The 25,697-nt window shown below is 65.0% G+C and carries 20 protein-coding genes; 17 read left to right on the top strand and 3 right to left on the bottom strand.

What is annotated here, in order from left to right; genetic code table 11:
* Positions 1 to 74 precede the first annotated feature (74 nt).
* Positions 75 to 2,546: a TonB-dependent receptor gene (locus DNK10_RS18925; RefSeq protein ID WP_131192623.1), complete on the bottom strand. Its 2,472-nt coding sequence runs from the start codon at positions 2,544 to 2,546 to the stop codon at positions 75 to 77.
* 442 nt (positions 2,547 to 2,988) lie between these two features.
* Between DNK10_RS18925 and DNK10_RS18920 the strand changes: the two genes are divergently transcribed.
* From DNK10_RS18920 to DNK10_RS18910, 3 genes are all read left to right on the top strand, one after another.
* Complete coding sequence (locus DNK10_RS18920; protein ID WP_131192622.1) at positions 2,989 to 4,389, top strand: purple acid phosphatase family protein; 1,401 nt, start codon at positions 2,989 to 2,991, stop codon at positions 4,387 to 4,389.
* Positions 4,390 to 4,458: 69 nt separating this feature from the next.
* A complete protein-coding gene (locus DNK10_RS18915) occupies positions 4,459 to 5,373 on the top strand; it encodes a GGDEF domain-containing protein (protein ID WP_131180287.1) in 915 nt (304 codons plus the stop codon).
* Positions 5,370 to 6,410, top strand: a complete 1,041-nt coding sequence (locus DNK10_RS18910; protein ID WP_131180286.1) for an AraC family transcriptional regulator — start codon at positions 5,370 to 5,372, stop codon at positions 6,408 to 6,410. Before DNK10_RS18915 ends, DNK10_RS18910 begins: the two co-directional genes overlap by 4 nt.
* A gap of 281 nt (positions 6,411 to 6,691) precedes the next feature.
* On the opposite strand, the gene DNK10_RS18905 is transcribed toward DNK10_RS18910, so the two are convergent.
* Positions 6,692 to 7,585: a LysR family transcriptional regulator gene (locus DNK10_RS18905; RefSeq protein ID WP_131180285.1), complete on the bottom strand. Its 894-nt coding sequence runs from the start codon at positions 7,583 to 7,585 to the stop codon at positions 6,692 to 6,694.
* Between the two features lie 408 nt (positions 7,586 to 7,993).
* Between DNK10_RS18905 and DNK10_RS18900 the strand changes: the two genes are divergently transcribed.
* From DNK10_RS18900 to DNK10_RS18850, 11 genes are all read left to right on the top strand, one after another.
* Complete coding sequence (locus DNK10_RS18900; protein WP_131192621.1) at positions 7,994 to 8,836, top strand: sugar phosphate isomerase/epimerase family protein; 843 nt, start codon at positions 7,994 to 7,996, stop codon at positions 8,834 to 8,836.
* 9 nt (positions 8,837 to 8,845) lie between these two features.
* Positions 8,846 to 9,886, top strand: a complete 1,041-nt coding sequence (locus DNK10_RS18895) for an isopenicillin N synthase family dioxygenase (RefSeq protein ID WP_131192620.1) — start codon at positions 8,846 to 8,848, stop codon at positions 9,884 to 9,886.
* A 55-nt stretch (positions 9,887 to 9,941) separates the two neighbouring features.
* Positions 9,942 to 10,754 carry an ABC transporter substrate-binding protein gene (locus DNK10_RS18890; protein WP_131192619.1) on the top strand — a complete coding sequence of 271 codons (813 nt, stop codon included), beginning with the start codon at positions 9,942 to 9,944 and terminating at the stop codon, positions 10,752 to 10,754.
* A 100-nt stretch (positions 10,755 to 10,854) separates the two neighbouring features.
* On the top strand, positions 10,855 to 12,372 hold the full coding sequence (locus DNK10_RS18885) for an amino acid ABC transporter permease/ATP-binding protein (RefSeq protein WP_131192618.1): 1,518 nt from the start codon (positions 10,855 to 10,857) through the stop codon (positions 12,370 to 12,372).
* Complete coding sequence (locus DNK10_RS18880; RefSeq protein WP_131180280.1) at positions 12,369 to 13,088, top strand: class II aldolase/adducin family protein; 720 nt, start codon at positions 12,369 to 12,371, stop codon at positions 13,086 to 13,088. The genes DNK10_RS18885 and DNK10_RS18880 overlap by 4 nt, the downstream gene beginning before the upstream one ends.
* A gap of 177 nt (positions 13,089 to 13,265) precedes the next feature.
* A complete protein-coding gene (speB, locus tag DNK10_RS18875) occupies positions 13,266 to 14,225 on the top strand; it encodes an agmatinase (RefSeq protein WP_131192617.1) in 960 nt (319 codons plus the stop codon).
* A complete protein-coding gene (locus tag DNK10_RS18870; RefSeq protein WP_131192616.1) occupies positions 14,222 to 14,611 on the top strand; it encodes a YybH family protein in 390 nt (129 codons plus the stop codon). Before speB ends, DNK10_RS18870 begins: the two co-directional genes overlap by 4 nt.
* A 200-nt stretch (positions 14,612 to 14,811) precedes the next feature.
* The gene (locus tag DNK10_RS18865) at positions 14,812 to 16,311 is read left to right on the top strand and encodes a purine-cytosine permease family protein (protein ID WP_131192615.1); all 1,500 of its coding nucleotides are present in this window, start codon (positions 14,812 to 14,814) and stop codon (positions 16,309 to 16,311) included.
* A gap of 75 nt (positions 16,312 to 16,386) precedes the next feature.
* Positions 16,387 to 17,766 carry a sodium:solute symporter family protein gene (locus tag DNK10_RS18860; RefSeq protein WP_131180276.1) on the top strand — a complete coding sequence of 460 codons (1,380 nt, stop codon included), beginning with the start codon at positions 16,387 to 16,389 and terminating at the stop codon, positions 17,764 to 17,766.
* Positions 17,767 to 17,841: 75 nt separating this feature from the next.
* Positions 17,842 to 19,443 carry a 5-guanidino-2-oxopentanoate decarboxylase gene (locus DNK10_RS18855; protein ID WP_131192614.1) on the top strand — a complete coding sequence of 534 codons (1,602 nt, stop codon included), beginning with the start codon at positions 17,842 to 17,844 and terminating at the stop codon, positions 19,441 to 19,443.
* A gap of 225 nt (positions 19,444 to 19,668) precedes the next feature.
* Positions 19,669 to 21,099 carry an aldehyde dehydrogenase family protein gene (locus DNK10_RS18850; protein ID WP_131192613.1) on the top strand — a complete coding sequence of 477 codons (1,431 nt, stop codon included), beginning with the start codon at positions 19,669 to 19,671 and terminating at the stop codon, positions 21,097 to 21,099.
* Between the two features lie 6 nt (positions 21,100 to 21,105).
* On the opposite strand, the gene hrpB is transcribed toward DNK10_RS18850, so the two are convergent.
* The gene (hrpB, locus tag DNK10_RS18845) at positions 21,106 to 23,670 is read right to left on the bottom strand and encodes an ATP-dependent helicase HrpB (protein WP_131192612.1); all 2,565 of its coding nucleotides are present in this window, start codon (positions 23,668 to 23,670) and stop codon (positions 21,106 to 21,108) included.
* A gap of 151 nt (positions 23,671 to 23,821) precedes the next feature.
* On the opposite strand from hrpB, the gene DNK10_RS18840 reads away from it, so the two are divergent.
* The 3 genes from DNK10_RS18840 to DNK10_RS18830 all read left to right on the top strand — a co-directional run bounded on the left by DNK10_RS18840 (position 23,822) and on the right by DNK10_RS18830 (position 25,621).
* Positions 23,822 to 24,241, top strand: coding sequence for a polyribonucleotide nucleotidyltransferase (locus DNK10_RS18840; protein ID WP_131192611.1), 420 nt, complete (start codon positions 23,822 to 23,824; stop codon positions 24,239 to 24,241).
* A 62-nt stretch (positions 24,242 to 24,303) separates the two neighbouring features.
* On the top strand, positions 24,304 to 25,191 hold the full coding sequence (locus DNK10_RS18835) for a cation diffusion facilitator family transporter (protein WP_131192610.1): 888 nt from the start codon (positions 24,304 to 24,306) through the stop codon (positions 25,189 to 25,191).
* Between the two features lie 154 nt (positions 25,192 to 25,345).
* Positions 25,346 to 25,621 carry a hypothetical protein gene (locus tag DNK10_RS18830; RefSeq protein WP_131180270.1) on the top strand — a complete coding sequence of 92 codons (276 nt, stop codon included), beginning with the start codon at positions 25,346 to 25,348 and terminating at the stop codon, positions 25,619 to 25,621.
* Positions 25,622 to 25,697 lie beyond the last annotated feature (76 nt).

Raw genomic sequence — 25,697 nt, 5'->3', positions numbered from 1 at the left:
TAGGCTGGCGAAGCTCACGCCAGTCTTCGACTGCGTAGCGCCTCGCCGGCAAGCCAGCTCCTACAGGATCGTGGTCAGAAGTGAGTGAGGGTCAGGCCGATCTTGTAGGTCGGGCCGTACTCTTCGTACTGGGCGTTGTAGCCGTGGCGCCCGGTGTAGACGTAGTAGGACTCGTCGGTGATGTTCTGCGCCTCGAAGGTCAGCTGCAGATCCGGCGTAAGGAAGTAACCGGCCTTGAAGTCGACGAATAGTTGATCGTCGACGTGCAGATCCTGGTTCTTGTCTTCGATGGAGCCGATCTCGTACAGGTAGCTGGACTTGTAGTTGGCGGCCACGCGCACGTTGAAACGGTCGTTCTCCCAGCCAACCATCAAGTTGCCGACGGTGTCGGACTGGTTCGGCATCTCGATGGAGCGCTTGGCGCCCTGCCCTGAGAGGGTCGCGTCGGATTTGCTCAGGGTCAGGTTGGCGCCGAGCAGCACGCCATTCCAGGGTGCTGGCAGCCAGTCGAATTTCTGTGAGTAGGCCAGTTCGACACCGTAGAGCTTGGCGCTGCTGCCGTTCTCGAAGCTCAGCGCTTCGTCGAAATCGGCCCAGGCGCCAGTGCCGGCGAGATCGGTGTTGTAGATGAAATTGTCGATATCCTTGTAGAACAGGAACCCCGACACCACGCCGGCGCGGCCCATGTAATGCTCGATGCCGAGGTCGAAGTTCATCGATTCCAGCGGTTTGAGATCGGGGTTGCCAAAGGATGCGTCGGCACCATCGATAGCGAAGCCCGGTGCCAGTTGGCCGAAGGTCGGACGCACCACGGTATTCGTCCAGGCAGCGCGCACGGCGGTGGACGGCGACAGCTGATAGCGCACATGCAGGCCCGGCAGCCAGTGGTCGTAGCGCTTCTTGCTCCGGGTGTTCTCGTACACGCCGTCGCGCAGGCCGGTGCCCTTGGCTTCGAACTCGGTGCCTTCGTAGCGCAGGCCAGCGATAAAGCGCCAGTCGTCGACGTCGAGGCTGTTCATCAGGTAGGCGGCGTTGATGTCCTCGCGCATGTCGAAGTCGTTGATGCGCGAGTTTTCCTCGTCGTAGAACGCATCGCGATCCAGGCCGGCGATCAGGTCCTTGATCGCCCCGGCGCTGATGCCGTTGCCGTAGTTGCCCAGGGAGTAATCGACGTTGCCACTCTGGAAACCATCGAGCCCGACACCGGAAAAATCGTCATAGACCCAGACTTCGGTATCGCTGGTCTTGTCGCGACGGCTCAGCTTGCCACCGAATTTGACCTGTGCGGCGTTGCCGCTGAGATCGTAGTCGCGGGCCAGATCCAGGCGGATGTTCTTTTCCTTGTCCTTGCCTTTGACCTTTTCCCATTCCACCTCGTCGAGGGTGAAGGACGCCGGGTCGTAGAAAGCACCGCCTACGGAGACGCGCGGTTTGCGCGTGCCATCGAAACCGACGTTTTCGAAATCGCCGACGAACTCGGCACCGGCGATACCGCCCGGATCCTTCTCGGTGGCCTGGCTGTAACCGGCCTGGCCGCTCAGCGTCCACAGGTCGATCAGGCGCTCGCCACCAATCACGTAGGACTGGATTTCCTGGGTGTCCTGCCGGGATTTCAGATCGCGCCAGCCCTCGGCATCGCCACGCTCGCCGGAGGCCTGCGCATCGGCGAACTCAACGCCGGCCGCGTTGCGGGTCTCGGTATCCTTGAACTTGCTGTACAGCGTGCGCAGGTAGTAATTGGAGTAATCGTCCGGCTGGTAATCGAAGTTCAAACCGAAGCCGGTGCGCTCGCGGGTGATCTCGTAGTCGCGCTGCTCGACCTCTTCCAGCCGTGCGCCATCCGAGAAATCCCAGTTGCCGCCAGTCTCGACGTTTTCCGAACCGAACTTGCGCTTCTGCCAGCTGAACGCCGCGGCCACGCCGAAGTTGTCGGTGCCGTCGCCGAGGCTGAAGCGGTCGCTGATCGCACCGGAGAACTTCGGGCTGTTCTTGCTGACATTGGTGTCGTGGCTGCCTTCAGCGGAGAAGGTGTAGAACAGGCCCTCGTGGTCGAAGGCCGACAGACTCTGTACCTCGATGGTGCCACCGAGCGAGTTGGCATCCATGTCCGGCGTCAGGCTCTTGACTACCGACAGCGACTGTACCAGTTCGGACGGCAGTACATCGAGCGCCACCGCGCGGCGGTCTCCCTCCGGTGCGGGCACCAGGGTGCCGTTGATGGTCACGCTGTTCAGGTCCGGGGCGATGCCGCGCACGCTGACGAAGCGGCCTTCGCCCTGGTCGCGCTCGACCGACAGGCCGGGTATGCGCTGCAGCGCTTCGGCGGCGTTGTCGTCCGGCAACTGGCCGACGCCGTCGGCGTGCACCACGCTCTTGATGCTGTCCGAGCTTTTCTGCTCGCGCAGCGCCTTGTCGATGCTGGCGGCCTGGCCGATCACGTCGACACGCTCGACCGCTTCTTCCTCTGCCCAGGCTGGCGCAGCGCTTATGGCGATGGCCAGCAGGCTGACCCTGAACCCGGCATTACGGATTTGACGAAAAGGCATTGCCACTTTGAATCCCTCGTTCCAATGGCCCCTGGCGACACCAGGAATGGCTGCGGACGTTAGAAATCCTTTGTGGCACTTGCATGACAGGGAACGGCGACAGCGCTGCAAACCGCCATTTTTCGGGTGTTTCCACAGGCTTCTGAGCTGAAATAACCCCCACCTCATCGATCCGCAGCAAAGGTCGGCGCCGGATCCGTGCAGGAGCAAGCTTGCTCGCGACAGCAATAGCGATATCCACACCCGTATTGCGGATGAAATCGCTTCGCTGGCTATTCGCTGCTCTGCTGCACAGAGCGCCAGCCTGAATTCACCCTGAAAAATCACCCTCGCCCACACCGATGTACTGAGCCGAATCGACCCCCCGTGAATTCACCGAACCGTCATATGGCTTTGTTTCCGTGACGCCCCATCACGCCCAACGGCTCATGAGGAATCGCGAATGTCTCGCCCCTTGTTGTTTGCATCACTGCTGGCCTGTGCGCTGGCCACCTCGTCATCGTTCGCCAGCGAGACCGTGCCGCGCTCCGTCGGCCAGCCCTACGCCGCGGGCAATCTCGCCGATCGCATCGTGCTCACTCCCGGGCAGAACGCAGCCATGCAAATGGCAGTGAGTTTCCGGACGAATCTGCAGCAAGGCGACGCGCTGCTGGAGTTCGGGCCGGCACTCGCCGGGCCGCAGCTCACCGCCAAGGCGACGCAACTCACCGGCATCACCCGCCGCCTGGACAGCGACAACGGCCCGTCCAATTACCACCAGGTGCGTCTGGAACAGCTGACGCCGGATACCGCCTACGTGTACCGCGTGAAAGGCAGCGCCGGCTGGAGCGAGTGGCAGCAGTTCCGCACCGCGCGGGAAGACTTCGCGCCGTTCACCTTCCTGTACCTGGGCGATACCCAGAACGACATTCTTGCCGTCGCCTCGCGCACCATTCGCCAGGCGCTGCGCAGCGTGGCGCGCCCGGCGCTGGTGGTGCATGCCGGTGATCTGGTCGCCTCGCGGGAAGAACTCGCCCACGACGACGAGTGGGGCGAATGGAATCAGGCCGGTGGCTGGGCCTACGCCGCCATCCCGCAGCTGACAGCGGCCGGCAACCACGAATACATCGACACCCTGCTACCCGACGGTCGCGAAAGCCGCAGCCTCGGCCCGCACTTTCCCGCTCAGTTCGCCCTGCCGCGCAACGGCGCAGATGGCGTCCGCGACACCAGTTTCTTCAGCGACTACCAGGGTGTGCGCTTCGTCGTACTGGACGGCACCTCGGCCCTGGATCTCGGCACGCTCGACGCACAGACCAGGTGGCTGGAAAACGCTCTGAAAACCAGCAAGGCGACCTGGAACATCGTGGTCATGCATCAACCGATCTACACCTGCGCCCGCCCCGAAGACAGCGAAGAACTCAAGGCTGCCTGGAAGCCCCTGCTCGACCGCTACAAGGTGGACCTGGTGCTGCAGGGCCACGACCATTGCTACAGCCGGCTGACCCACGAAGCCGGACGCGAAGCCAGCGCCGAGGCGCAGCAGAGCAACCAGCCCATCGGCCCGGTGTACATGGTCTCGGTCACCGGCTCGAAAATGTACGGCCTCAACGACCGCGCCCATACGCAGCCCGACCGGACAGCCGAAGACACCCAGCTGTTCCAGACCATCAGCGTCGAACAGAACCGCCTGAGCGTACGCGCCTATACCGCCGACGATCGGCTCTACGATGCCTTCGATATCCAGCGCGATGCCAGCGGCAGCAAATACCTGCATGAACCGCGCTTGCAGAAGCAGAACGAGCGTTTCTGCCAGGGCGAAACCGGGCCGGATGGCCTGCCCTGCTCCGCCAAAGACAAGTAAGCGTCATCGTTCTGAGATATTCGCCGGGCATGCTTGGCGCACCCGCGAACGTGCGGCAGGAGGTGCACCATGAAGTCGCTGTTGAAGTTGCATAGCCTCACGCTGGGCGGTTTGTTCCTAGCGGCCAACTGCGGCCTGCTGATCTACCTGGCAGCCGGCGACATCAAGTACTGGGCCGAGATCAACTGGATGGATGTGCTCGGCGAAGGCGGCGCCGGGGCCATCTGGTTTGGCTGGCTGATCATGCTGCTGCGGGCGCGGCCAGCGGGGCGGGTCACTCGCCTGCTGGCTATCGGCTTGTGCTGCCTGACCTTTTCCATGTGGATGGACATGCTCGACGAGTTCATTCGCCTGCCACCCGAAGCGGTCTGGGACAACTGGCTGGAAACCGCGCCCATGCCGGTCGGCATGATCCTGCTCACTCTCGGCGTGTATCACCTGCACCGCGAGCAGCAGGCCATCAGCGTGCAGATGAGCAAGCGCGAGCAACTGTTTCGCGAGCACCGACTGTTCGACAACCTGACCTCGCTGTCCGGTGCCCAGTACCTGCGCCAGCACTTGCGCCAGGCGCTGGGACAGGCAAAAAGCGAGCAGCGTCCGCTGTCGCTGATCGCCATCGACCTGGACGATTTCAACCAGATCAACCAACGCTACGGCCAGGAGGAAGGCGACCTGGTGCTGCAGGTCGTGGCGCAGTTGCTGCTGTTCAACCTGCGCCACCAGGACATGCTCTGCCGCCTGGCCGGCGACCGCTTCGTCGCCGTGCTGCCCGACACTGGCGAAAGCCAGGCCCAGGTGATGGCCGAGGACATGCGTCAGAGTATCGCCAGCCTCGCCCACCGCACCCAGCACTATGGTGAGCGCCTGCACCTGCAGGCCACCGCCGCGGCGGTGATGGCCCTGGATGAAGACGAAGCGCAGTTGCTCAAACGCCTGAATATTGCCCTGGCACAGGCCAAACCTCGCCTGGTGCGCAGCGCATGAACCTGCCGGCACTGCCCGGCGCCTATGATGCCGACAGCCGCTTTATCGCCGCTCACCACCTGCCTGCGGTACTGATCGACCTGGCGCGCTCCAGGCGCATCGACACCCACCACCTGCTGCGTGGCTGCGAGCTGTTCTATGACGATGTGGTTACCGGCCGAGCCCTGATCAGCCCGCAACAATTCCTGCGCCTGATCGACAACGCCCGGCGCCTGCTCGGCGCGCCGGACACCAGCTTTCTCCTCGGCCAGCGCCAGTGGCCTGGGCATTACGGCACGAGCAGCCAACTGCTCGAACAGGCAGATAATCTGCTGCAGGCGCTGGAGCGGATCGGCGAATATCGGGCACTGCTTTCGCCGCTGCTGACACCGGTGATGCATCTGGATGATCGCTACCTGCACCTGTACTGGCGCGACAGCTGCGGCGCCGGTGAGTTGGGCACCTTCCTGCTCGAAGCGAGCATGACCGCAGTGGTCGCCCTCGCCCGCCGCCAGCAGAACGAACGCCTGCCGTGGCGCTTCCAGTTCGCCTACGCCGAACCCGCCTACGTCGAACAATATTGGGTGCACCTGGGCGACGCGTTGGCCTTCGACCGCCCCTCGACAGTGATGAGCCTGCCCCGTGAATACCTGCTGCGCACCTGGCCGGATGCAGGTTCCACTGGCGCCCTGGTCGCCCGCCAGAGTTGCAGTGAGCAACTGCATGCCTGGGGTTGGCAGACCAGCTTTCTCGACCGCCTGCACGAGCACCTGAGCCAGCACATCCGCCAGCCGCTGAGCCTGGAGAGAGTCGCCGCGGCCTTCGCTACCAGCCCGGCCTCCTTCAAACGCCGGCTCGGCAAGCACCACACGCACTTCCAGGAACAACTCGACCAGGCCCGTCGCGACCTCGCCCTCTTCCTCTATCAGGTCAAGGGCTACAGCAATGAGGAAGTCGCCCAGCATCTGGGCTTCAGCGACATCACCAACTTCCGCCGCTCGTTCAAACGCTGGACCGGGCGCGTGCCCAGCGATCTGGGCGGGTTGCTGTGTGGCTGAGCACCTCTCGCCTGCGAGACAACGTGCCGCCAGCATGGCGGCAACAAGGCGGGAGCGGACGTTCGGTGACCCGCGTTGAACCATGGATCACGGCCTTCGGCCCCGGATTACGCCTGCGGCTAATCCAGGCTACATTCGTGCAATGGATCACGTAGGTTGGATCGGGGCGCGTAGCCTAGCGAAGCGTAATCCGACATTTGGCCGGCACATCCAATACAGTTTTTGAGCGGCCACTTTCGCCTTGAACCGCCCTATCACGGCTTGTCCATGCGAACTGCATGCTAGCCCTGATTCAGTTGCGCCTTGAGTCGGTCGCGAAAGCTCTGGATCAGCGGCTCGCGGGAGCGGCCACGGCGCAGGGCCAGGGTGAAGGGTGCCTGGTAGCCGAAGGTGGTCGGTAGCAGCACCTTCAGGCGTTTCTGCTCCACCCAGAACTGCGCATGATGTTCCGGCAGATAACCGATATAGGCGCCGGAAAGCACCAGAATCAGTTGCGCTTCCATCGATTCCACCGTCGCGGCGCTATGCTTGAAGCCGTGGCGTGCCAGCTCGGCTTGGCTCCAGTAGCCACGGCCGACCATGCGCTGCTGGGTGATCACTTCCGCGGGAATCTGCCGCTGCGCGTACAAAGGGTGTCGGTCGCTGCAGTACAACCAGTGCTGCTCACGGTACAGCGGCTGATAGACCAGCCCGTTGGTGCGCACGGAGAAGGCGCCGATGGCCAGATCCAGACGGTTCTCCAGTACCCCCAGTTGCAGCTCGGCGGGGCTGAGCACCGCCAGGTGCAGGTGCACGCCAGGATACTCCTGGCTGTAGACGCCAATCACTTCGGCCAGCGGCAGCGCCGGGTCGCTGACGGTCGAATCCAGCACGCCGAGGTTGAGGGTGCCGCGCAACTCGCCCTTGAGCGCCGCCGAGTAGCGTTCGAAACCCTCCAGCTCGCCGAGCAGGCGCAGGGTTTCCTGGTGGAACAGCTCGCCCTTGCTGGTCAGACTGAAACCACCGCGTCCGCGATGGCAGAGCACGATACCGAGCTGGCTTTCCAGTTGACTCATGTAGGTGCTGATGGCCGAGGTGGACAGGTTCAGTTCCTGCTGCGCCGCGGCGAAGCCCTGGTGGCGCACGATGGCGACGAAGATGCGCAGCAGTTTCAGGTCGGGCAGGGTAAAGGACATGGTGGTCGATCACGCAAACGGGTCACCAGTCTAACGTCACCGCCGCGGACACGGCACCCTGGCCAGGCACACTATGTCATTCGATGTCACTTTTCACATCCGCCAGAACGGTGGATCGGTCGGCCCGCGTAGGTACAGCGTGCCCCACCCTACTTTTGGCCCGAATCGCCCTTTCGTCCAGCCTCCAGCGCTCCTTTATATCGAATGGCTTTGCACTGATCGCCCTGCACTGCCGATAGTTCAGCAATCTCTAAACTAAGTTTTTGCTCGGAGCGATTTATCCCGGCCACGAGCTGAGCGAACAATGCAGCCCATAACCAGGCGCCGGCTCGAATCGGACGCCACCGGGCGCCACACCACGCCCCTTGCCAATCTGCCGCTGACCTTCGCCCTCTCAAGGAGACGGCCATGCGACTGGAAATCTTCCGCACCCTCTGGGGTTATCGCGGCAGTTGGCAGCAAGCGCTCGACGAAGCGCTGAGCGCCGGCTTCGACGGCATCGAGGCGCGCATCCCCGAGACCACCGCGCAACGCACCGCCAACGCCCGCCTGCTACGCGAGCAGAATGTCCCCTATATCGCCACCCTGTTCACCTCCACACCGGTGCTGCCGCGCCAGAGCGATACGCCGCAAGCTCACCTGGCAGACCTGCGGCGCAAGCTCGACTGGGCCGCCGAACTGAGCCCGCGCCTGGTCAACGTGCTGCCCGGCAACGATCGCTGGTCGCTGAGCGAACAGGTCGACTTCTTCGCCAGGGCACTGGAGCTGGCCGATGCCAGCGGCCTGCACTGCTGCTTCGAGATCCACCGCGGGCGCTCACTGTACAGCCCCTGGGTGACCCTGGACGTGATCCGCCAGGTGCCCGAGCTGCGCTTCACCAGCGACATCAGCCATTGGCTGGTGACCTGCGAGCGCCTGCTGGACGACCCCGCCGACGACCTCTCGGCCTTCATCGAGCGGGTCGACCATATCCAGGCCCGCGTCGGCTACGACCAGGGCCCGCAGGTTCCTCACCCCGGCGCGCCGGAGTACGCCGAAGTGCTGGCCTTCCACCAGCGCCACTGGGAAGGCATCTGGAGCAGCCAGGAGAAGCGCGGCCTGCAGACCACCACCCTGACCCCCGAGTTCGGCCCGGACGGCTACCTGCACCATCTGCCCTTCACCGACGTGCCGGTGGCCGACCTGTGGCAGCTCAACCAGTGGATGGCGCGTTGCGAGCGCCAGCACTTCCATCGTTTCACCAGTCGCTGAGGAGCCGTGATGAACAACAACACCAAGCATTTCACCGAAATACCCGTGGTCGATATCGCCGGCCTGTTCAGCAGCGACCTCGCCGATCGCCTGGCCGTGGCCGAAGAGCTGGGCCGTGCGGCGCGTGAGGTGGGCTTTCTCTACATCAGTGGCCATGGCATCGAAGCGGCGCTGATCGACGGTCTGCACCAGGCTGCCGAGCACTACTTCGCGCAGCCCTTGGACGACAAGATGCGCCACTACATCGGCGCCTCGGAAAGCCACAAGGGCTTCGTGCCCGAGGGCGAGGAGCGCTACAGCGCCGGCAAGCCGGATCACAAGGAAGCCTTCGACATCGGCTTCGAGGTGCCCGCCGACAATCCGCTGGTGCTGGCCGGCACGCCGCTGCTGGGGCCGAACCACTGGCCAACCCTGCCCGGTTTCCAGGAAGCCGTGCAGGCCTATTACGCACGCATCTTCCAGCTCGGCCGCACGCTGTTCCGCGGCTTCGCCCTGGCCCTGAGCCTGCCGGAGCACACCTTCGACGAGATGGCCAAGTTCCCGCCGTCGAAGCTGCGCCTGATCCACTACCCCTTCGACGGCGACGCCCAGGACGCCCCCGGCATCGGCGCCCACACCGACTACGAGTGCTTCACCATCCTGCTCGCCGACCGCCCCGGCCTGGAGGTGATGAACGGCCTCGGCCAGTGGATCGATGCGCCGCCGCGCGCGGGCACCTTCGTCGTCAACATCGGCGACATGCTCGAGGTAATGAGCGCCGGCACCTTCGTCGCCACCTCGCACCGCGTGCGCAAGGTCAGCGAGGAGCGCTACTCCTTCCCGTTCTTCTACGCCTGCGACTACCACACGCAGATCCGCCCGCTGCCGCAGTTCGAGACTGCCGGCCAAGCCTACGAGGCCATCAGCATCGGCGAGCACATGTGGAGCCAGGCGCTGCAGACCTACCAATACCTGAAGAAGCGCGTCGAGGACGGCCAGCTGCAGCTGCCCGAACGCGCGCGCCGGCCCTCCAGCTTCGGCCATCTGAAGCACCAGCCGAGCGCACTGTGACTTTCCCCTATGTAGCCCCCTGCCAACACAAAAACCTGATCCGGAGATAACCACAATGGCAATCCGCCCCTCGATCCGTACCTCCTCCCTGGCCATCGCGTGCACCCTCGCCGGCCTGTTCCAGTTCGGCGCCGTCCAGGCCACCGAAGCACCGAAGACCATCGCCAGCGGCGAGCTGAAGGTGGGTATGGAGATTTCCTACCCGCCGTTCGAGTACTACGAAGGCGACAAGGTACTGGGCTTCGACCCGGAAGTCTCCGCCGCCCTGGCCAAACGCCTGGGCCTTGAGGCCAGCTTCAACGACATCAGCTTCCCCAACCTGATCCTCGGCCTCGATGCCGGGCGTTTCGACACCATCATCTCCGGCATGTACATCCTCCCCGAGCGCCTGGAGAAGGCCGACGCCATCCCCTACGCCAAGACCGGCGCGGCGATCATGGTGCGCAGCGACGCCGAGAAGAAACCGGCCACCCCGGAAGAACTGTGCGGCCTGACCGTGGGCCTGCAACAGGGCACCTCGTGGATCCCGGCGCTGCAGAAGGTCTCCGACGGCTACTGCAAGGAACAGGGTGCCGGCGCCATCACCATCAACCAGTACCCGACCACTTCGGAAACCTCGCAAGCCCTGCTCTCCGGCCATATCCAGGCGCACCTGGAGATCGACGCCGCCTCGTTGCTGATCGTCGAGAAGGCGCGCGGGCGCATCGCCATCAGCTCGCAGAACGCCATCTACCCGCAGGTGCTGGGCATCTACGTGAAGAAGGGCAACGCCCAACTGCTGGACGCCCTGAAAGCCGCGCTGGACGAGTTCAAGGCCAGCGGCGAGTACGCCGAGCTGCTGAAGAAATACAACCTGGAAGAAGCCTGAAAAACAGCCGTAAGCTACAAGCTGCAAGCCACAAGCAGGGGAAACGCCCGATTCGCTTGCAGCTTGTGGCTTGGAGCTTGTGGCTCATCGGAGATGTCACATGCAATTCGAATGGAGCTACTTCTTCTCCCTGTTTTCCATGCCGGCCTTCTGGACCGCCTGCTGGACGGTGGTGAAACTCAGCGCCCTGGCCTGGCTGATCGGCCTGGTGCTCGGCTTCGGCCTGGCCAGCGCCAAGCAGGCCGCCAGCCGCTGGCTCAGCGCACCGGCCTCGATCTATATCTGGTTCTTCCGCAGCGTACCGCTGCTGGTGCTGCTGATCTTCGTCTACAACCTGCCACAGCTCATGCCCGCCAGCGGCAAGGTGCTGTCGAATCCCTTCTACGCCGGCCTGATCGCCCTGGTGCTGACCGAGGCGGCGTACATGGCGGAAATCCACCGCGGTGGCCTGCTCTCCGTGGCCAAGGGCCAGCGCGAGGCGGCCCGCGCCCTGGGCATCGGCCGCCTCGGCACGCAGCGCCTGATCGTGGTGCCGCAGGCCTTCCGCATCGCCCTGCCGACGCTGACCAACGAATACGTCACCATCGTCAAGCTGACCTCGCTGGTCTCGGTGATCTCGCTGACCGAGCTGCTGCTGGTCGGCCAGCGCCTCTACGCGCAGAACTTCCTGGTGCTGGAGACCCTCGGCGCAGTGGCCGTGTACTACGTGCTGATCGTCACGCTGTTCGGCTGGGGCCTGCAGTACCTCGAACGCCACCTCGACCTGACCCGGCGCAAGCCGGGCACCCTGGGCGACGCCCAGGTCGCCGAACTCCGCCGCAGCCTGCCGCAAGTGGCCGGTGGCAACGCCCAGGCCCGTGAGCCCGGCGCACCGGCGGCGCTGCACCTGAGCAACATCCACAAGCACTACGGCAATCATCACGTGCTCAAGGGCATCGACCTGAGCGTGCAGCCCGGCGAGGTGATCTCCATCATCGGCCCGTCCGGCTCCGGCAAGACCTCGCTGATCCGCACCGTCAACGGCCTGGAAAGCATCGACGAAGGCGAGATCGTGCTGTTCGGCGAGAGCTTCATCCAGGCCGGCGACCGTCCCGACAACCGCCGCCAGCGCGAAGGCGTGCGACGCATCGGCATGGTGTTCCAGAGCTTCAACCTGTTTCCGCACCGCACCATCGTGGACAACGTCCTGCTCGCACCGCGCTACCACCACCTGGACACACCCGCAAACCTGCGCACCGAGGCCCTGGCCCTGCTCGACAAGGTCGGCCTGCTGGCCCATGCCGACAAGTACCCGCACCAGCTCTCCGGTGGCCAGCAGCAGCGCGTGGCCATCGCCCGCGCGCTGGCGATGAAACCGGAGATCATGCTGTTCGACGAACCCACCTCGGCGCTCGACCCCGAGCTGGTCGGCGACGTGCTCGCGGTGATCCGCGACCTGGCCCGCGAAGGCATGACCATGCTCATCGTCACCCACGAGATGGACTTCGCCCTGTCCATTTCCGACCGCGTGCTGTTCATGGAGAACGGCCACGTGCAACTCGACGCCGCACCCGACAGCATTCGCCATGGCGAACATGAACGCGTGCGCCGCTTCATCGGCCTGGAGCTTTCGGCATGACCGATCTCGCCACCCTGCGCCGCGACCTCGCTGCGGCCTATCGCCTGGCCGCCCTGTTCGGCTGGGACGACACCCTCTACACCCACTTCTCGGTACGCCTGCCGGGCGACGAGCCGCGCTTCCTGATCAACCCGTTCGGCCTGTTCTTCGAGGAGATCCGCGCCAGCGATCTGATCGTGGTCGACATGCACGGTAAGGTGGTGGAAGGCCGCGCCGACTACAACGTCGCCGGCTTCACCATCCACAGCGCCGTGCACATGGCCCGCGACGACGCCCACTGCGTGATCCACACCCATACCCTGGCGGGCATGGCGGTGGCGGCGCAGGACGCCGGTCTGCTGCAGCTCAACCAGATCAGCACCGAGTTCCACCAGCGCCTGGGCTACCACGCCTACGAGGGCGTCGCCCTCGATCTGGACGAACGCCAGCGCATCCAGGCCTCGCTGGGCGACAACATCGCCCTGCTGCTGCGCCACCACGGCCTGCTCAGCGTCGGCGCCAGCGTCGCCGACGCCTTCTACGTCATGTACTACCTCAACCGCGCCTGCGAGATCCAGCTCGCCGCCAACGGCGGTGGCCAGGCTTGTAGCGAGATTCCGGCACATCTGTCACAGCATGCCTGTGAGCAACTGCAGGGCGCCGAGTGGCAACGCCAGCTGCTCTGGCAGGCCTGGCTACGCAAGCTGGATCGGATCGACCCCACTTATCGATCGTAGGGCGGGTGCAACCCGCCGCACCGGAATGGCGGGTTGCACCCGCCCTACATCTTCCCAGGAACAGATCGCGCCATAAGTTCAAACAATCCTGAACTAAGTTTTTGCCCCTGCCGATTCTTCCCGACACCTGACTGGTCAAGAATCCGGCCACAACCAGAACGAGCCTGAGGCCTACCCATGGACAAGACCCTGCACCAACCCCTGGGCGGCAATGAAATGCCCCGCTTCGGCGGCATCGCCACCATGCTGCGCCTGCCCCATGCGCAAGCACCCGAAGAGCTCGCCAAGCTCGACGCCGCTTTCGTCGGTATTCCCCTGGACATCGGCACGTCCCTGCGTTCCGGTACCCGCTTCGGCCCGCGGCAGATCCGCGCCGAGTCGGTGATGATCCGTCCCTACAACATGGCCACCGGCGCCGCGCCCTTCGACTCGCTGAACGTGGCCGACATCGGCGACGTACCGATCAACACCTTCAACCTGCTCGATGCCGTGCGCATCATCGAACAGCACTACGATGGCATCCTCGAGCGCGGCATCATTCCCCTGACCCTGGGCGGCGACCATACCCTGACCCTGCCGATCCTGAGGGCGATCAAGAAGAAGTACGGCAAGGTCGGCCTGGTGCACATCGATGCGCATGCGGATGTGAATGATCATATGTTCGGCGAGAAGATCGCCCATGGCACCACCTTCCGCCGTGCCCAGGAAGAAGGCCTGCTGGACAGCGACCGCGTGGTACAGATCGGTCTGCGGGCCCAGGGCTACACCGCCGATGACTTCAACTGGAGCCGTCGCCAGGGCTTTCGCGTGGTGCAGGCCGAGGAATGCTGGCATCGCTCGCTGACGCCGCTGATGGAAGAGGTACGTGCCAAGGTCGACGGCGGCCCGGTGTACCTGTCCTTCGACATCGACGGCATCGACCCGGCCTGGGCTCCAGGCACCGGCACCCCGGAAGTCGGCGGGCTGACCACCATCCAGGCGCTGGAAATCATCCGCGGCTGCCAGGGCCTGAACCTGATCGGCTGCGATCTGGTCGAGGTGTCGCCGCCCTACGACACCACCGGCAATACCGCGCTGCTGGGTGCCAACCTGCTCTACGAGATGCTTTGCGTGCTGCCCGGCGTGACCCGCAGATGAGCCGCGAAGCCGATGTTCGCCAGGCGGCCGCTGACCTGGTAAGCGCCTTTGCCAGCAACGACACGGCGCGTTACTTCGCCTGTTTCAGCGAGGACGCCACGTTCGTTTTTCACACCCTGCCCCAGCCGCTGCACTCGCGCCATGAATACGAAGCGCTGTGGGCGCAGTGGCAGGCCGAGGGTTTTGCCGTGCTGAACTGTCGCTCCAGCAACGCCAGCGTCAGCCTGCACGGCGATATGGCGATCTTCATCCACGATGTGTCCACGCGGCTCCAGATCGCTGATCAGGAGCTGCAGCTGGAGGAACGCGAAAGCATCGTTTTCCACTGGTACGACGGCCGCTGGCTGGCCTGTCATGAACACCTGTCGGCGCCAAGCGCGAGCTAATCCGACAGCGGCACGAGCGGGCCATCCGAAGCCTGCCTGCCGGATATACACCGCCCTTGCGGGTATTGGAGCCTGACTGGCTCTTCGCGGCCATGCCGCACTGCCAATGCACCACCACCCGATGACTGTCGGGGGTGAATAAAGAGGTCGGCGTACTTGCGCCGATCTTATAAAAATCGTGACAGGCGCTGGAGAAACACATGAGTCACAAGACGCGTATCGAAGCCTTTGGTGTCGAACAGATTCCCGACGACCAACGCGATGCCAGCCCCACCGATCTGTTCCGCCTGATCTTCGGCGGCGCCAACACGTTCGCCACCTCGGTGCTGGGCAGTTTCCCGGTTCTGTTCGGCCTGTCCTTCCAGGCCGGCATGTGGTCGATCATCCTCGGCGTTGCGGTGGGCGCCTTGATCCTCGCGCCCATGGGCCTGTTCGGTGCGCTGAACGGCACCAACAACGCGGTCTCGTCCGGCGCCCACTTCGGCGTGCACGGGCGCATCGTCGGCTCCTTCCTCTCGCTGCTCACCGCCGTGGCGTTCTTCTCGCTGTCGGTGTGGAGTTCCGGCGATGCCCTGGTTGGCGGCGCCAAACGGCTGATCGGGCTGCCCGAGAACGACCTGACCCTGGGCCTGGCCTACGGCCTGTTCGCGTTACTGGTGCTGGTGGTGTGCATCTACGGCTTCCGCTTCATGCTATGGGTCAACAGGATCGCCGTGTGGGCGTCGAGCCTGTTGTTCCTGCTCGGCATCTTCGCCTTCGCCGGTCACTTCGATGCGGATTTCGCCGGTAGCGTCAGCATCGATCAGCCGGGCTTCTGGGCGGCGTTCATCGGCACGGCGATCCTGGCCATGAGCAACCCGGTATCGTTCGGCGCCTTCCTCGGTGACTGGTCGCGCTACATCCCGCGGCAAACACCGAAGCGGCGCATCATGCTGGCCGTACTGGCCGCCCAGACGGGCACCCTGATCCCCTTCCTGTTCGGCTTGTGCACCGCCACCCTGGTGGCGAGCCAGGCGCCGCAGTACATCGAGGCCAACAACTATGTTGGTGGTCTGCTGGCCATTTCACCGACCTGGTTCTTCCTGCCGGTGTGCCTGATCGCCGTGATCGGCGGCATGTCCACCGGCACCACCGCGCTGTATGGCACCGGCCTGGACATGTCGAGCCTGTTCCCGCGCCTGATGAGCCGCGCGGGCGCCACACTGTTGATCGGCGTGGCCGCCATCGCCTTCATCTTCATCGGCCGCTTCACCTTCAACCTGGTGCAGAGCGTGTCGACCTTCGCCGTGCTGATCATCACCTGCACCAGCCCGTGGATGGTGATCATGATCCTCGGCCTGATCGTGCGCCGCGGCTTCTACCACGCCGATGACCTGCAGGTGTTCACCCGCGGCCAGCGCGGTGGCCGTTACTGGTTCCGACATGGCTGGAACTGGCGCGGCCTGGGCGCCTGGATTCCCAGCGCGGCGACGGGCCTGTGCTTCGTCAACCTGCCCGGCCAGTTCGTCGGCCCGCTGGGCGAACTGGCTGGAGGTATCGATATCAGCCTGCCGATCACCCTGGGCATGGCCTGCGTGCTCTATCTCATGCTGCTCAACCTGTTCCCCGAACCAGCCGAAGTCTATGGCCCCGAAGGCCCCCGCTGGGCACGCCTGAAAAGTGCCGCGCCACGGGTTCCGAGCAACGCCGAAACCGTCTGACCAACGCCGCGATCACACCGCAAACCCCGGGCGCAACCTCGCCCGGATCAACGCCAGAAAAATGAGAACAAGACCATGATCCTGGATATCTCCGTTGTCTTCATATACGCCGCCGGCATGTTATTGCTTGGCTGGTACGGCATGCGTCGCGCACGCAATCAGGAAGATTACCTGGTGGCCGGGCGTAACCTCGGCCCTGCCTTCTACATGGGCACCATGGCCGCCACCGTACTCGGCGGCGCCGCCACCGTGGGCACCGTGCGCCTGGGCTACGTGCACGGCATTTCCGGGTTCTGGCTGTGCGCCGCCCTGGGCGCCGGCATCATCGTGCTCAATCTGTTCCTGGCCAAGCCGCTGCTCAAGCTGCGCATCTTCACCGTCACCCAGATCCTCGAACGCCGCTATACGCCCATGGCGCGCCAGGCTAGCGCCGTGGTGATGTTCGCCTACGCGCTGATGATCGCCGTGGTGTCCACCCTGGCCAGCGGCACGGTGCTGCAGGTGCTGTTCGACCTGCCCTTCTGGGTCGCCATCCTGCTTTCCGGCTCCGTGGTGGTGGTGTATTCGAGCATCGGCGGCATGTGGTCGCTGACCCTCACCGACATCGTGCAGTTCGTGATCAAGACGGTCGGCCTGATGTTCGTGCTGCTGCCCATCTGCCTGTACCGCGTCGGCGGCTGGGACGAGCTGGTGGCGAAGCTGCCGGGCAGTGCCTTCAGCCTGACCACCATCGGCTATGACACCATCATCACCTACTTCCTGATCTACTTCTTCGGCATCCTCATCGGCCAGGACATCTGGCAGCGCGTGTTCACCGCCCGCAGCGAGAACGTGGCCCGCGTAGCCGGCAGCCTGGCCGGGGTGTACTGCGTGATCTACGGCCTGGTCGGTGCGCTGATCGGCATGTGCGCCAAGGTGCTGCTGCCGGAACTGGACAACGCCAACAACGCCTTCGCGGCCATCGTCCAGAACGCCCTGCCGGATGGCATCCGCGGCCTGGTGATCGCTGCAGCGCTGGCGGCGATGATGTCCACGGCCAGCGCCGGCCTGCTCGCCGCCTCGACCACGCTGACCGAAGACCTGCTGCCCAGGCTGCGTGGCGGTCGCCAGTCCAGCCTGGGCATGGCACGGCTGTTCACCTTTCTCACCGGTTTGCTGGTGCTGGTCATCGCCCTGATCGTCAATGACGTGATCGGCGCCCTGACCCTGGCCTACAACCTGCTGGTCGGCGGTATCCTGATCCCCATGCTGGGCGCCATCTACTGGAAGCGCGCAACCACCGCCGGCGCCATCACCAGCATGGCCCTGGGCTGTGGCACCGCTCTGGTGTTCATGTTCAGGGACGGTATGGAGGCCAACACGCCGATCTACTACAGCCTGGCCATCGCTCTGCTCAGCTTCGTCGTGGTCAGCCTGCTGAGCCGGCGCCCGGCGCAAGCGACCAGCCTGGCCTGAGTACAACGACCACTATCCATCGAGTGCCGGCTCCCGAAGAGCCGGCATTGCGTCATCCACCACAAGGACAACAGCATGACCACCTGTGGAGAATTCCTCGTCAAGCAACTGCAGGCCTGGGGCGTCGACACCGTGTTCGGCATTCCCGGCGTGCACACCGTCGAGCTGTACCGCGGCTTGCCCGATAGCGGCATCCGCCACATCACCCCGCGCCATGAACAGGGTGCCGGCTTCATGGCCGACGGCTATGCGCGGGTGAGCGGCAAGCCCGGCGTGTGCTTCATCATCACCGGGCCGGGCATGACCAACATCGCCACCGCCATGGGCCAGGCCTACGCCGACTCCATTCCCATGCTGGTGATCTCCAGCGTCAACGAGCGCCAGCGACTCGGCCTGGGCAACGGCTACCTGCACGAACTGCCGAACCAGCGCGGCCTGGTCGCCGGCGTCAGCGCCTTCAGCCACACCCTGATGAGCGTCGAGGAGCTGCCCGCCGTGCTGGCCCGCGCTTTCGCCGTATTCGACGGCCAGCGGCCGCGCCCGGTGCATATCGAACTGCCGCTGGACATCATTACCGCCCCTGCCGACCACCTGCAGGTGCAACCGCGCGTGGTCACCTCGCGCCCAGGCCCGGAACTGCAACTGATTCAGCAGGCAGCGCAGCGCCTGCGCTCGGCGAGTCGCCCGCTGCTGCTGATCGGTGGCGGCTGCGTGGCGCTGCCCGATGAGGTTCGCCAACTGGCCGAAGCGCTGGATGCGCCCACCGCACTGACCATCAACGCCAAGGGCCTGTTGCCGGCGCAGCACCCGTTGCTGCTCGGCAGCAATCAATCGCTGCTGCCGGTACGGCAACTGGCCCTGGAGGCCGACGTGGTGCTGGCGATCGGCACCGAACTGGGCGAGACCGATTACGACGTGGTCTTCGATGGCAACTTCCGCATTGGCGGCGAACTGATCCGCATCGATATCGACACCGAGCAACTCACCCGCAATCACCCTCCGAGCATCGCCATCCAGAGCGATGCGGGCCTTGCCATACGCGCCCTGCTGAACGAGTTGCCGACTCGCATCGGCAGTGACGACAGTGCTGGCGCCCGGCGTGCTGCCGCGGCTCGCCAGCAGTTGGCCGAGGATTTCAGCGGCTGGGCGCACTACCGCCAGTTGTTCGACTGCATCCTCGAGACACTGCCCGATGCGCGCTTCGTCGGCGACTCGACCCAGACGGTGTACAGCGGCAACCATCTGGTCGACCTGGACAGCCCGCGCCGCTGGTTCAACGCCTCGACCGGCTACGGCACCCTGGGCTACGGCCTGCCGGCGGCCATCGGCGCCAAGCTGGCAGAACCACAACGCCCGGTGATCAGCCTGATGGGCGATGGCGGCATCCAGTTCACCCTGCCGGAACTGGCCAGCGCCGTAGAAGCGCGGGTCGGCATCATCGTGCTGCTGTGGAACAACCAGGGTTACGGCGAGATCAAGCGCTATATGCAACGCCGCGACATCACCCCGCTGGGCGTGGATATCTACACCCCGGACTTCCTCGCTATCGCCCGTGGTTTCGGCTGCCTGGCCGAGCGCGCCCGCGATCACGCACATCTGCAGGCCCTGCTGCACGAGGCGCCGAGTGATCGGCCATTGCTCATCGAGATCGCCGAGGCACCGCCGTTCGCGCCCTGACAAGAGCCAATGAGCGCCCGTAGGAGCTGGCTCGCCAGCGATAAAAACCTTCGTCGCAGCGCGAGGCAGTTCCACCACTACTATCGCCGGCAAGGTTAGGTGCCCCCTTGCTCCTACAACGAACGCAAGCATCCGTAGTGGGAGAAGGGAAATAACTTCATCTGATCGGCATCAGACCAATCCCACTTTCACCATCGCGCCCGGCGCGGCTGTTGGAGCACTGCCATGAACACACCTCACTACATCGATGGCCGCTGGGTCGCTGGCGAAGGCGCCGACATCCTCAGCGTTTTCGATCCGTCCCTCGGCCAACCCTTCGCCGAATTGCTGTCGGCCAGCACCGCCCAGGTGGATCAGGCCGTAGCCGCCGCCCGCCAGGCGCTGCCCGGCTGGAAAAACCTCGACGCCCGGGAGCGTGCCCGCTACCTGCGCGGCTTCGCCGAGCAGATCGGCCTGCGCCGCGACGAACTCGTCACCCTGCAGATGCGTAACAACGGCAAGCCGCGCCATGAGGCCGAAATCGATATCGACGATGCCGTGGCCACCTTCAGTTATTACGCCGAGCAAGCCGAAGGCCTGCCGCAGCAGAACCGTGACATCGCCCTGGCTACGCCGGGCTTTTCCTCGCGCACGCGCCTTGAGCCCGTCGGCGTGGTCGGGCTGATCGTGCCCTGGAACTTCCCCCTGGTGACCAGCGCCTGGAAGCTCGCCCCCGCCCTGGCGGCCGGCTGTACCCTGGTGCTGAAACCGTCGGAAGTCACTCCCTTGATAGAGCAGACCTACGGCCAGATCGCCGATGCCCTGGGCCTGCCGGCCGGTGTGCTGAACATCGTCGGCGGCAAGGCGCAAATCGGTGCGGCACTGAGCGAGCATGCCGGCCTCGACAAGCTGTCCTTCACCGGCAGCAACGCGGTCGGCAGCCTGGTGATGCGCAGCGCTGCCGCCCATTGCCGTCCCGTGACCCTGGAGCTGGGCGGCAAGTCCGCCATTCTGGTGTTCGATGACTGCGACCTCGACCAGGCCGTGGAATGGATAGTCGCCGGTATCTGCTGGAACGCCGGGCAGATGTGCTCGGCCACCTCGCGCCTGCTGGTGCAGGATGGCATCGCCGATGCCCTCTTGCCCCGTCTGGCCGAGGCATTGGGCACGTTGCGTATCGGCAATCCGCTCAGCGAAGCGGTCGACATGGGCCCGCTGACCAGCGAGGCGCAATGGCACAAGGTGTCCGAATACTTCGCCATTGCCCGTGAAGAAGGGCTGCACTGCGCCAGCGGCGGCTCGACGCTGGAACGCCCCGGCTGGTTCGTCGCCCCGACGCTCTACACCGACGTACCGACCGATAGCCGCCTGTGGACACAGGAAATCTTCGGCCCGGTGCTCTGTGCCAGACGCTTCGACACCGAGGAGCAGGCCCTGGCACTGGCCAACGACAGCCGCTTCGGCCTGGTGGCCACCGTTGCCAGCGCCGACCTGCAGCGCGCCGAGCGCGTCGCCGACGCCCTGGAAGTCGGCCATGTATGGATCAACTCGATCCAGGCGGTGTTCGTCGAAACGTCCTGGGGCGGCACCAAGGGCAGCGGCATCGGTCGCGAACTGGGCCCCTGGGGACTGGCCGCCTATCAGTCGGTCAAGCATGTGACCCGCTGCCTGGGCTGATCGGCGTCAGGTCTTGCGCGGCTTGGCCCGTGCCGTAGGCTCGGCGATCAGCGGATCGTCGGGCCAGTAATGCTTCGGGTAGCGCCCCTTCAGATCCTTCTTCACCTCGGCGTAGGTACTGACCCAGAAGTTGGCCAGATCCTGGGTCACCTGCACCGGACGGCGCGCTGGCGACAGCAGATGCAGCAAGACCTGCTGTCGGCCATTGGCGATGCGTGGCGTTTGCGCCAGGCCGAACAACTCCTGCAGGCGCACTGCCAACACCGGCGGGTGTTCGCTGTAATCCAGGCCGATACGCGAACCGGAGGGCACCGGCAGGCTGCGCGGTGCCCACTCGTCCAGGCGCTGGGGCAAGGGCCAGGGCAGCAGCGTTTGCAGCATCGACGACAGATCGAGGTTGGCGAAATGGCTCAGCCGGGTGACCTTGCCCAGGTACGGCGCCAGCCAGGTCTCCAGGCTGGCGAGTAGCGCCGCGTCGGAAACGTCCGGCCATTCGCTGCTCGCCTGCGCCTGCAGATCCAGCCCGCGTAGCAGCATGACCCGCGCCTGCCACTGGCGCAGCTCGGGCGTCCACGGCAGCAGCGCCAGCCCCTTGCGGCGCACCAGGGCGACCAGCGCAGCCGTGCGCGCCTCGGCGTCCAGCCCTGGTAGCGCCTCGCTGGACAGCACCAGATCGCCCACCCTGCGCTGCCGCTCGGCACGCAGCACGCCTTCGCGCTCATCCCATTCGAGCAGATCCTGAGTGGTCACCTGCTCGGCCAGCACCGTCTCGAACAATTCCGGATCCAGCTCGGCGGCCAGGTAGATGCGCTCCTCGCGCTGTCCCTGGCGGCTGCCCAGGTCGGCGACCACCAGCCAGGCATGCTTCATCAAGGCGTCCGCCTCGTTGAACAGCGCCGCACGTCCATTGGCCAGGCGATATTCGGCGCCTCCCCCACGACGCTGCCGAGCGACGCGATCCGGGTAGGCGAAGGCCAGCAACGCACCCAGCCAGCGGCCGTGCTCGGGGTCGCTCACCGCCTCGCTGACCGGCACGCGCCGCAGGTAGCCTTGGAACTGGCGAGCCAGTTGCTGGGTTCGCTGCACGCCACCTCGGTCGGCGCTCCGCTGAGCGCCTCGCGCTGCCCGGCTCTCCCCCGAAAGCAAGGCCAGTCGGCTGTGCAGGTCGGCGCCGGCACCTCGCTGGCCGCCGCGAAGTATGTCGCGCTCACCCAGCAGTGCCGCCAGGTCACAGGCCAGCAGGCCCAGGCCAAGGGCCTGACCACGCAACAACAGATGCGCGATACGCGGATGCGCCGGCAGCTCGGCCATGGCCTGGCCGTGGGCGGTAAGCACGCCTCGGGCATCGAGAGCCCCCAGACGCTGCAGCAGATCCCGGGCCTGGGCATATGCGGCGGCGGGCGGCGGATCGAGCCAGACCAGTTCGTCCACCTCGACGCCCCAACGCGCCAGTTGCAACGCCAGACCGGCAAGATCGGCCTGGAGGATTTCCGCCGAGGAATAAGCCGGCAATTGTTCATGCTGGGCCTGCGACCATAGCCGGTAGCACACGCCCGGCTGCAGCCGCCCGGCACGGCCGGCACGCTGCGTCGCCGAGGCTCGGGAAATACGCTGGGTGTCCAGGCGCGTCATGCCGCTGCCCGGATCGAAACGCGGTACCCGCGCCAGGCCGGCGTCCACCACCACGCGCACGCCATCGATGGTCAGGCTGGTCTCGGCGAGATTGGTCGCCAGCACCACCTTGCGCAGCCCGGCCGGCGCCGGCTCGATGGCCGCACGCTGGGCCGACAGTTCCAACTCGCCATGTAGCGGACAAACGCGCACATCGGATCGCCCGGCCAGCGCCTCGCCCAGTTGCTCGGCCACCCGGCGAATCTCGGCCTGGCCGGGCAGGAACACCAGCAGGCTGCCCGGCTCATCGGCCAAGGCCTGCAACACGGTCTGCAGCACCTTGGGCTCCAGCCACTCGCCGGCCTGCCAGGGCGCGCCCCAGCGCGTGTCCACCGGGTACATGCGTCCCTCGCTGCGCAGCACTGGCGCATCGTCGAGCAAGCCGGCCAGGCGCTCGCCCTCCAGGGTCGCCGACATCAGCAACACCTTGAGCGGCGCCTCGCCACTGTCGGCACCGCGAAACATCGCCCGGCCATTGAGGGTCAGTGCCAGGGCCAGGTCGGCATCCAGACTGCGCTCATGGAATTCATCGAAGATCACCAGCCCCACGCCTTCGAGCGCCGGATCATCCTGCAGCCGTCGCGCCAGGATGCCTTCGGTCACCACTTCGATACGCGTGCGCGGGCCAACCTTGCTGTCCAGGCGGATGCGGTAACCCACGGTTTCACCGACCGTCTCGCCGAGCTCGCTGGCCAGCCGCTCCGCTGCAGCACGCGCGGCCAGACGCCGGGGTTCGAGCATGATGATGCGTTGCCCGGCCAGCCAGGGCTGATCGAGCACGGCCAGCGGTACGCGAGTGGTCTTGCCGGCACCGGGTGGTGCTTCAAGCACCACTTCGTCACGCTCGGCCAGAGCGCGACACAAATCGGGCAGCAGGGAATCGATCGGCAGGGTATTCATCAAGGCTCCATCATCGGCCGGCGATTATACGGCGAACCGCCTTCCGGGTTCGTCGGTCAGATGGCATCGGAAGCGGCGTATTCGCTGCGCCACAGCAGCTTTGCAATTCACGCCTTGCTATAGTGGCGTCCACTTTTTCTGGAGGTGCTCGATGCGCACGAAATCCCGTGTTATCGGCGGCGTTCTCGCCGTTACATTGTTCACTCAACTCACCGCCTGCGGCACGCTGTTCTATCCGGATCGCCGCGGGCAGATCGAAGGCCGCGTCGACCCGCTGATCGTCGGCCTGAATGCCATCGGTATCCTGTTTTACGTGATTCCCGGCCTGATCGCCTTTGGCATCGACTTCGCCACTGGCGCCATCTACCTGCCAGGCGGCCTCAATGCCCAGGTCGATCCGCAGTCCCTGCAGGAAGTGGTGGATGCTGACGGCAAGATCGACACCGCCAAGCTCAAGGCCCTGATCGAAACCCAGACCGGCCACAGCCTGCCGTTCGACGATCCGCGCCTGATCCAGCACAGCGGCAGCAGCGAACAGCTGGCAGCCTACGGTCTGCGCCCCGCTGCCTGATCCACTCCGGCAGCCCGTCGCAGACGACGGGCTTGCCCCTCGCCGCACACCATGGACGCCCCATGACCCTCGACCGCCAGCACGCCCGTCTGATGCGTCAGGCCACCGCCGCCGCACTCTGCGTCGCGCTGATCCTGGTGCTGTGCAAAGCCATCGCCTGGTGGGCGAGCGGCTCGGTCAGCCTGCTCGCCGGCCTCACCGACTCGCTACTCGACAGCGCCGCCTCACTGCTCAACCTGATCGCCGTGAACATCGCCCTGCGCCCCGCCGATGAAGATCATCGCTACGGCCATGGCAAGGCCGAAGCCCTAGCAGGGCTCGGCCAGGCGCTGTTCATCGGCGCCAGTGCGGTGCTGATTGCGGTGCAGGGCGTCGAACGCCTGCGCCAGCCCGAGCCACTGAGCGCACAGGCCCTGGGGATCGCGGTGATGCTGCTGTCCATGGCGCTGACCGTCGCCTTGCTGTTGTTCCAGCACCACGTGGTTCGCCGCACCGGTTCCACGGCAATCCATGCCGATTCGCTGCACTACCGTTCCGATCTGCTGCTCAATGGCAGCATCCTGCTGGCCCTGCTACTCGCCTACCTTGGCTGGCAACAAGGCGATGCGTTGTTCGCCATCGCCATTGCCGCTTACATCCTGTGGAGCGCCATCAGTATCGCCCGTGAATCCGTCGGCGTGCTTATGGATCAGGAGCTCGCCCCCGAAGTCAGCACGCGCATGCAGGAGCTGGCCTGCGCAGTGCCCGGCGTGCTCGGCGTGCATGATCTGCGCACCCGTCTTTCCGGCACCCACTGGTTTGTGCAATTGCATGTGGAGCTGCCAGGCGAACTGCGCCTGTCCAGCGCCCACGCCCTGTGCGAGGAGGTCGAGATGGCGATTCGCGCCGAGTTCGACCAGGCCGAAGTGCTGGTACATGCCGATCCGCTGGATGTGCCTGCACCAACTTGATGCAGGCGTTGCGCCATCAGAAAAACACTGAACCGTCGTCACGAAAGGCCAGTCAGCTTCAGTACGCCCAAATGATTGGGTTGGTCGCTCCCGGCTCTCCTCACCCTCAACCAGGGCGGCACCGGGAACCTATTCGTGATGAGAGGATTACCACATGAAGCGCGTATCCATGTTCGTCATTGCCGCCGTACTGGCCGCACCAGCCTTCGCAGCCGATGACCTGTGCACCGTCAACCTGCAGAAGCTCAACGATAGTATGGCAACCAAAGCCACTCTAGGTGAGCCCCTCAAGAGCCAGGTCGAAGAAGCCAAGGAACAAGCCCTGCAAGCGCAATCCGCAGGCGACCTGCAAACCTGTGGCACCCACGCCGAACGTGCCCTGCAACTGCTCGATGCACCGGGCGACGATGGCAGCGGCGCAACCAACTGATACGAATCAGGCCAGCCGCAGTGCTGGCCTGATTCAGCAGGCGCAGTGCATGCCGGTCGACTCCATCTGACCTTTG

This window comes from Phytopseudomonas daroniae, assembly GCF_004327275.1.
GTDB lineage: Bacteria > Pseudomonadota > Gammaproteobacteria > Pseudomonadales > Pseudomonadaceae > Aquipseudomonas > Aquipseudomonas daroniae.
This window is presented reverse-complemented; position numbering and strand designations above follow the sequence as displayed.

Coding starts and splice junctions, on each gene's coding strand:
- DNK10_RS18925 (WP_131192623.1), bottom strand. CDS start 2,546: ATGCCTTTTCGTCAAATCCGTAATGCCGGGTTCAGGGTCAGCCTGCTG.
- DNK10_RS18920 (WP_131192622.1), top strand. CDS start 2,989: ATGTCTCGCCCCTTGTTGTTTGCATCACTGCTGGCCTGTGCGCTGGCC.
- DNK10_RS18915 (WP_131180287.1), top strand. CDS start 4,459: ATGAAGTCGCTGTTGAAGTTGCATAGCCTCACGCTGGGCGGTTTGTTC.
- DNK10_RS18910 (WP_131180286.1), top strand. CDS start 5,370: ATGAACCTGCCGGCACTGCCCGGCGCCTATGATGCCGACAGCCGCTTT.
- DNK10_RS18905 (WP_131180285.1), bottom strand. CDS start 7,585: ATGTCCTTTACCCTGCCCGACCTGAAACTGCTGCGCATCTTCGTCGCC.
- DNK10_RS18900 (WP_131192621.1), top strand. CDS start 7,994: ATGCGACTGGAAATCTTCCGCACCCTCTGGGGTTATCGCGGCAGTTGG.
- DNK10_RS18895 (WP_131192620.1), top strand. CDS start 8,846: ATGAACAACAACACCAAGCATTTCACCGAAATACCCGTGGTCGATATC.
- DNK10_RS18890 (WP_131192619.1), top strand. CDS start 9,942: ATGGCAATCCGCCCCTCGATCCGTACCTCCTCCCTGGCCATCGCGTGC.
- DNK10_RS18885 (WP_131192618.1), top strand. CDS start 10,855: ATGCAATTCGAATGGAGCTACTTCTTCTCCCTGTTTTCCATGCCGGCC.
- DNK10_RS18880 (WP_131180280.1), top strand. CDS start 12,369: ATGACCGATCTCGCCACCCTGCGCCGCGACCTCGCTGCGGCCTATCGC.
- speB (WP_131192617.1), top strand. CDS start 13,266: ATGGACAAGACCCTGCACCAACCCCTGGGCGGCAATGAAATGCCCCGC.
- DNK10_RS18870 (WP_131192616.1), top strand. CDS start 14,222: ATGAGCCGCGAAGCCGATGTTCGCCAGGCGGCCGCTGACCTGGTAAGC.
- DNK10_RS18865 (WP_131192615.1), top strand. CDS start 14,812: ATGAGTCACAAGACGCGTATCGAAGCCTTTGGTGTCGAACAGATTCCC.
- DNK10_RS18860 (WP_131180276.1), top strand. CDS start 16,387: ATGATCCTGGATATCTCCGTTGTCTTCATATACGCCGCCGGCATGTTA.
- DNK10_RS18855 (WP_131192614.1), top strand. CDS start 17,842: ATGACCACCTGTGGAGAATTCCTCGTCAAGCAACTGCAGGCCTGGGGC.
- DNK10_RS18850 (WP_131192613.1), top strand. CDS start 19,669: ATGAACACACCTCACTACATCGATGGCCGCTGGGTCGCTGGCGAAGGC.
- hrpB (WP_131192612.1), bottom strand. CDS start 23,670: ATGAATACCCTGCCGATCGATTCCCTGCTGCCCGATTTGTGTCGCGCT.
- DNK10_RS18840 (WP_131192611.1), top strand. CDS start 23,822: ATGCGCACGAAATCCCGTGTTATCGGCGGCGTTCTCGCCGTTACATTG.
- DNK10_RS18835 (WP_131192610.1), top strand. CDS start 24,304: ATGACCCTCGACCGCCAGCACGCCCGTCTGATGCGTCAGGCCACCGCC.
- DNK10_RS18830 (WP_131180270.1), top strand. CDS start 25,346: ATGAAGCGCGTATCCATGTTCGTCATTGCCGCCGTACTGGCCGCACCA.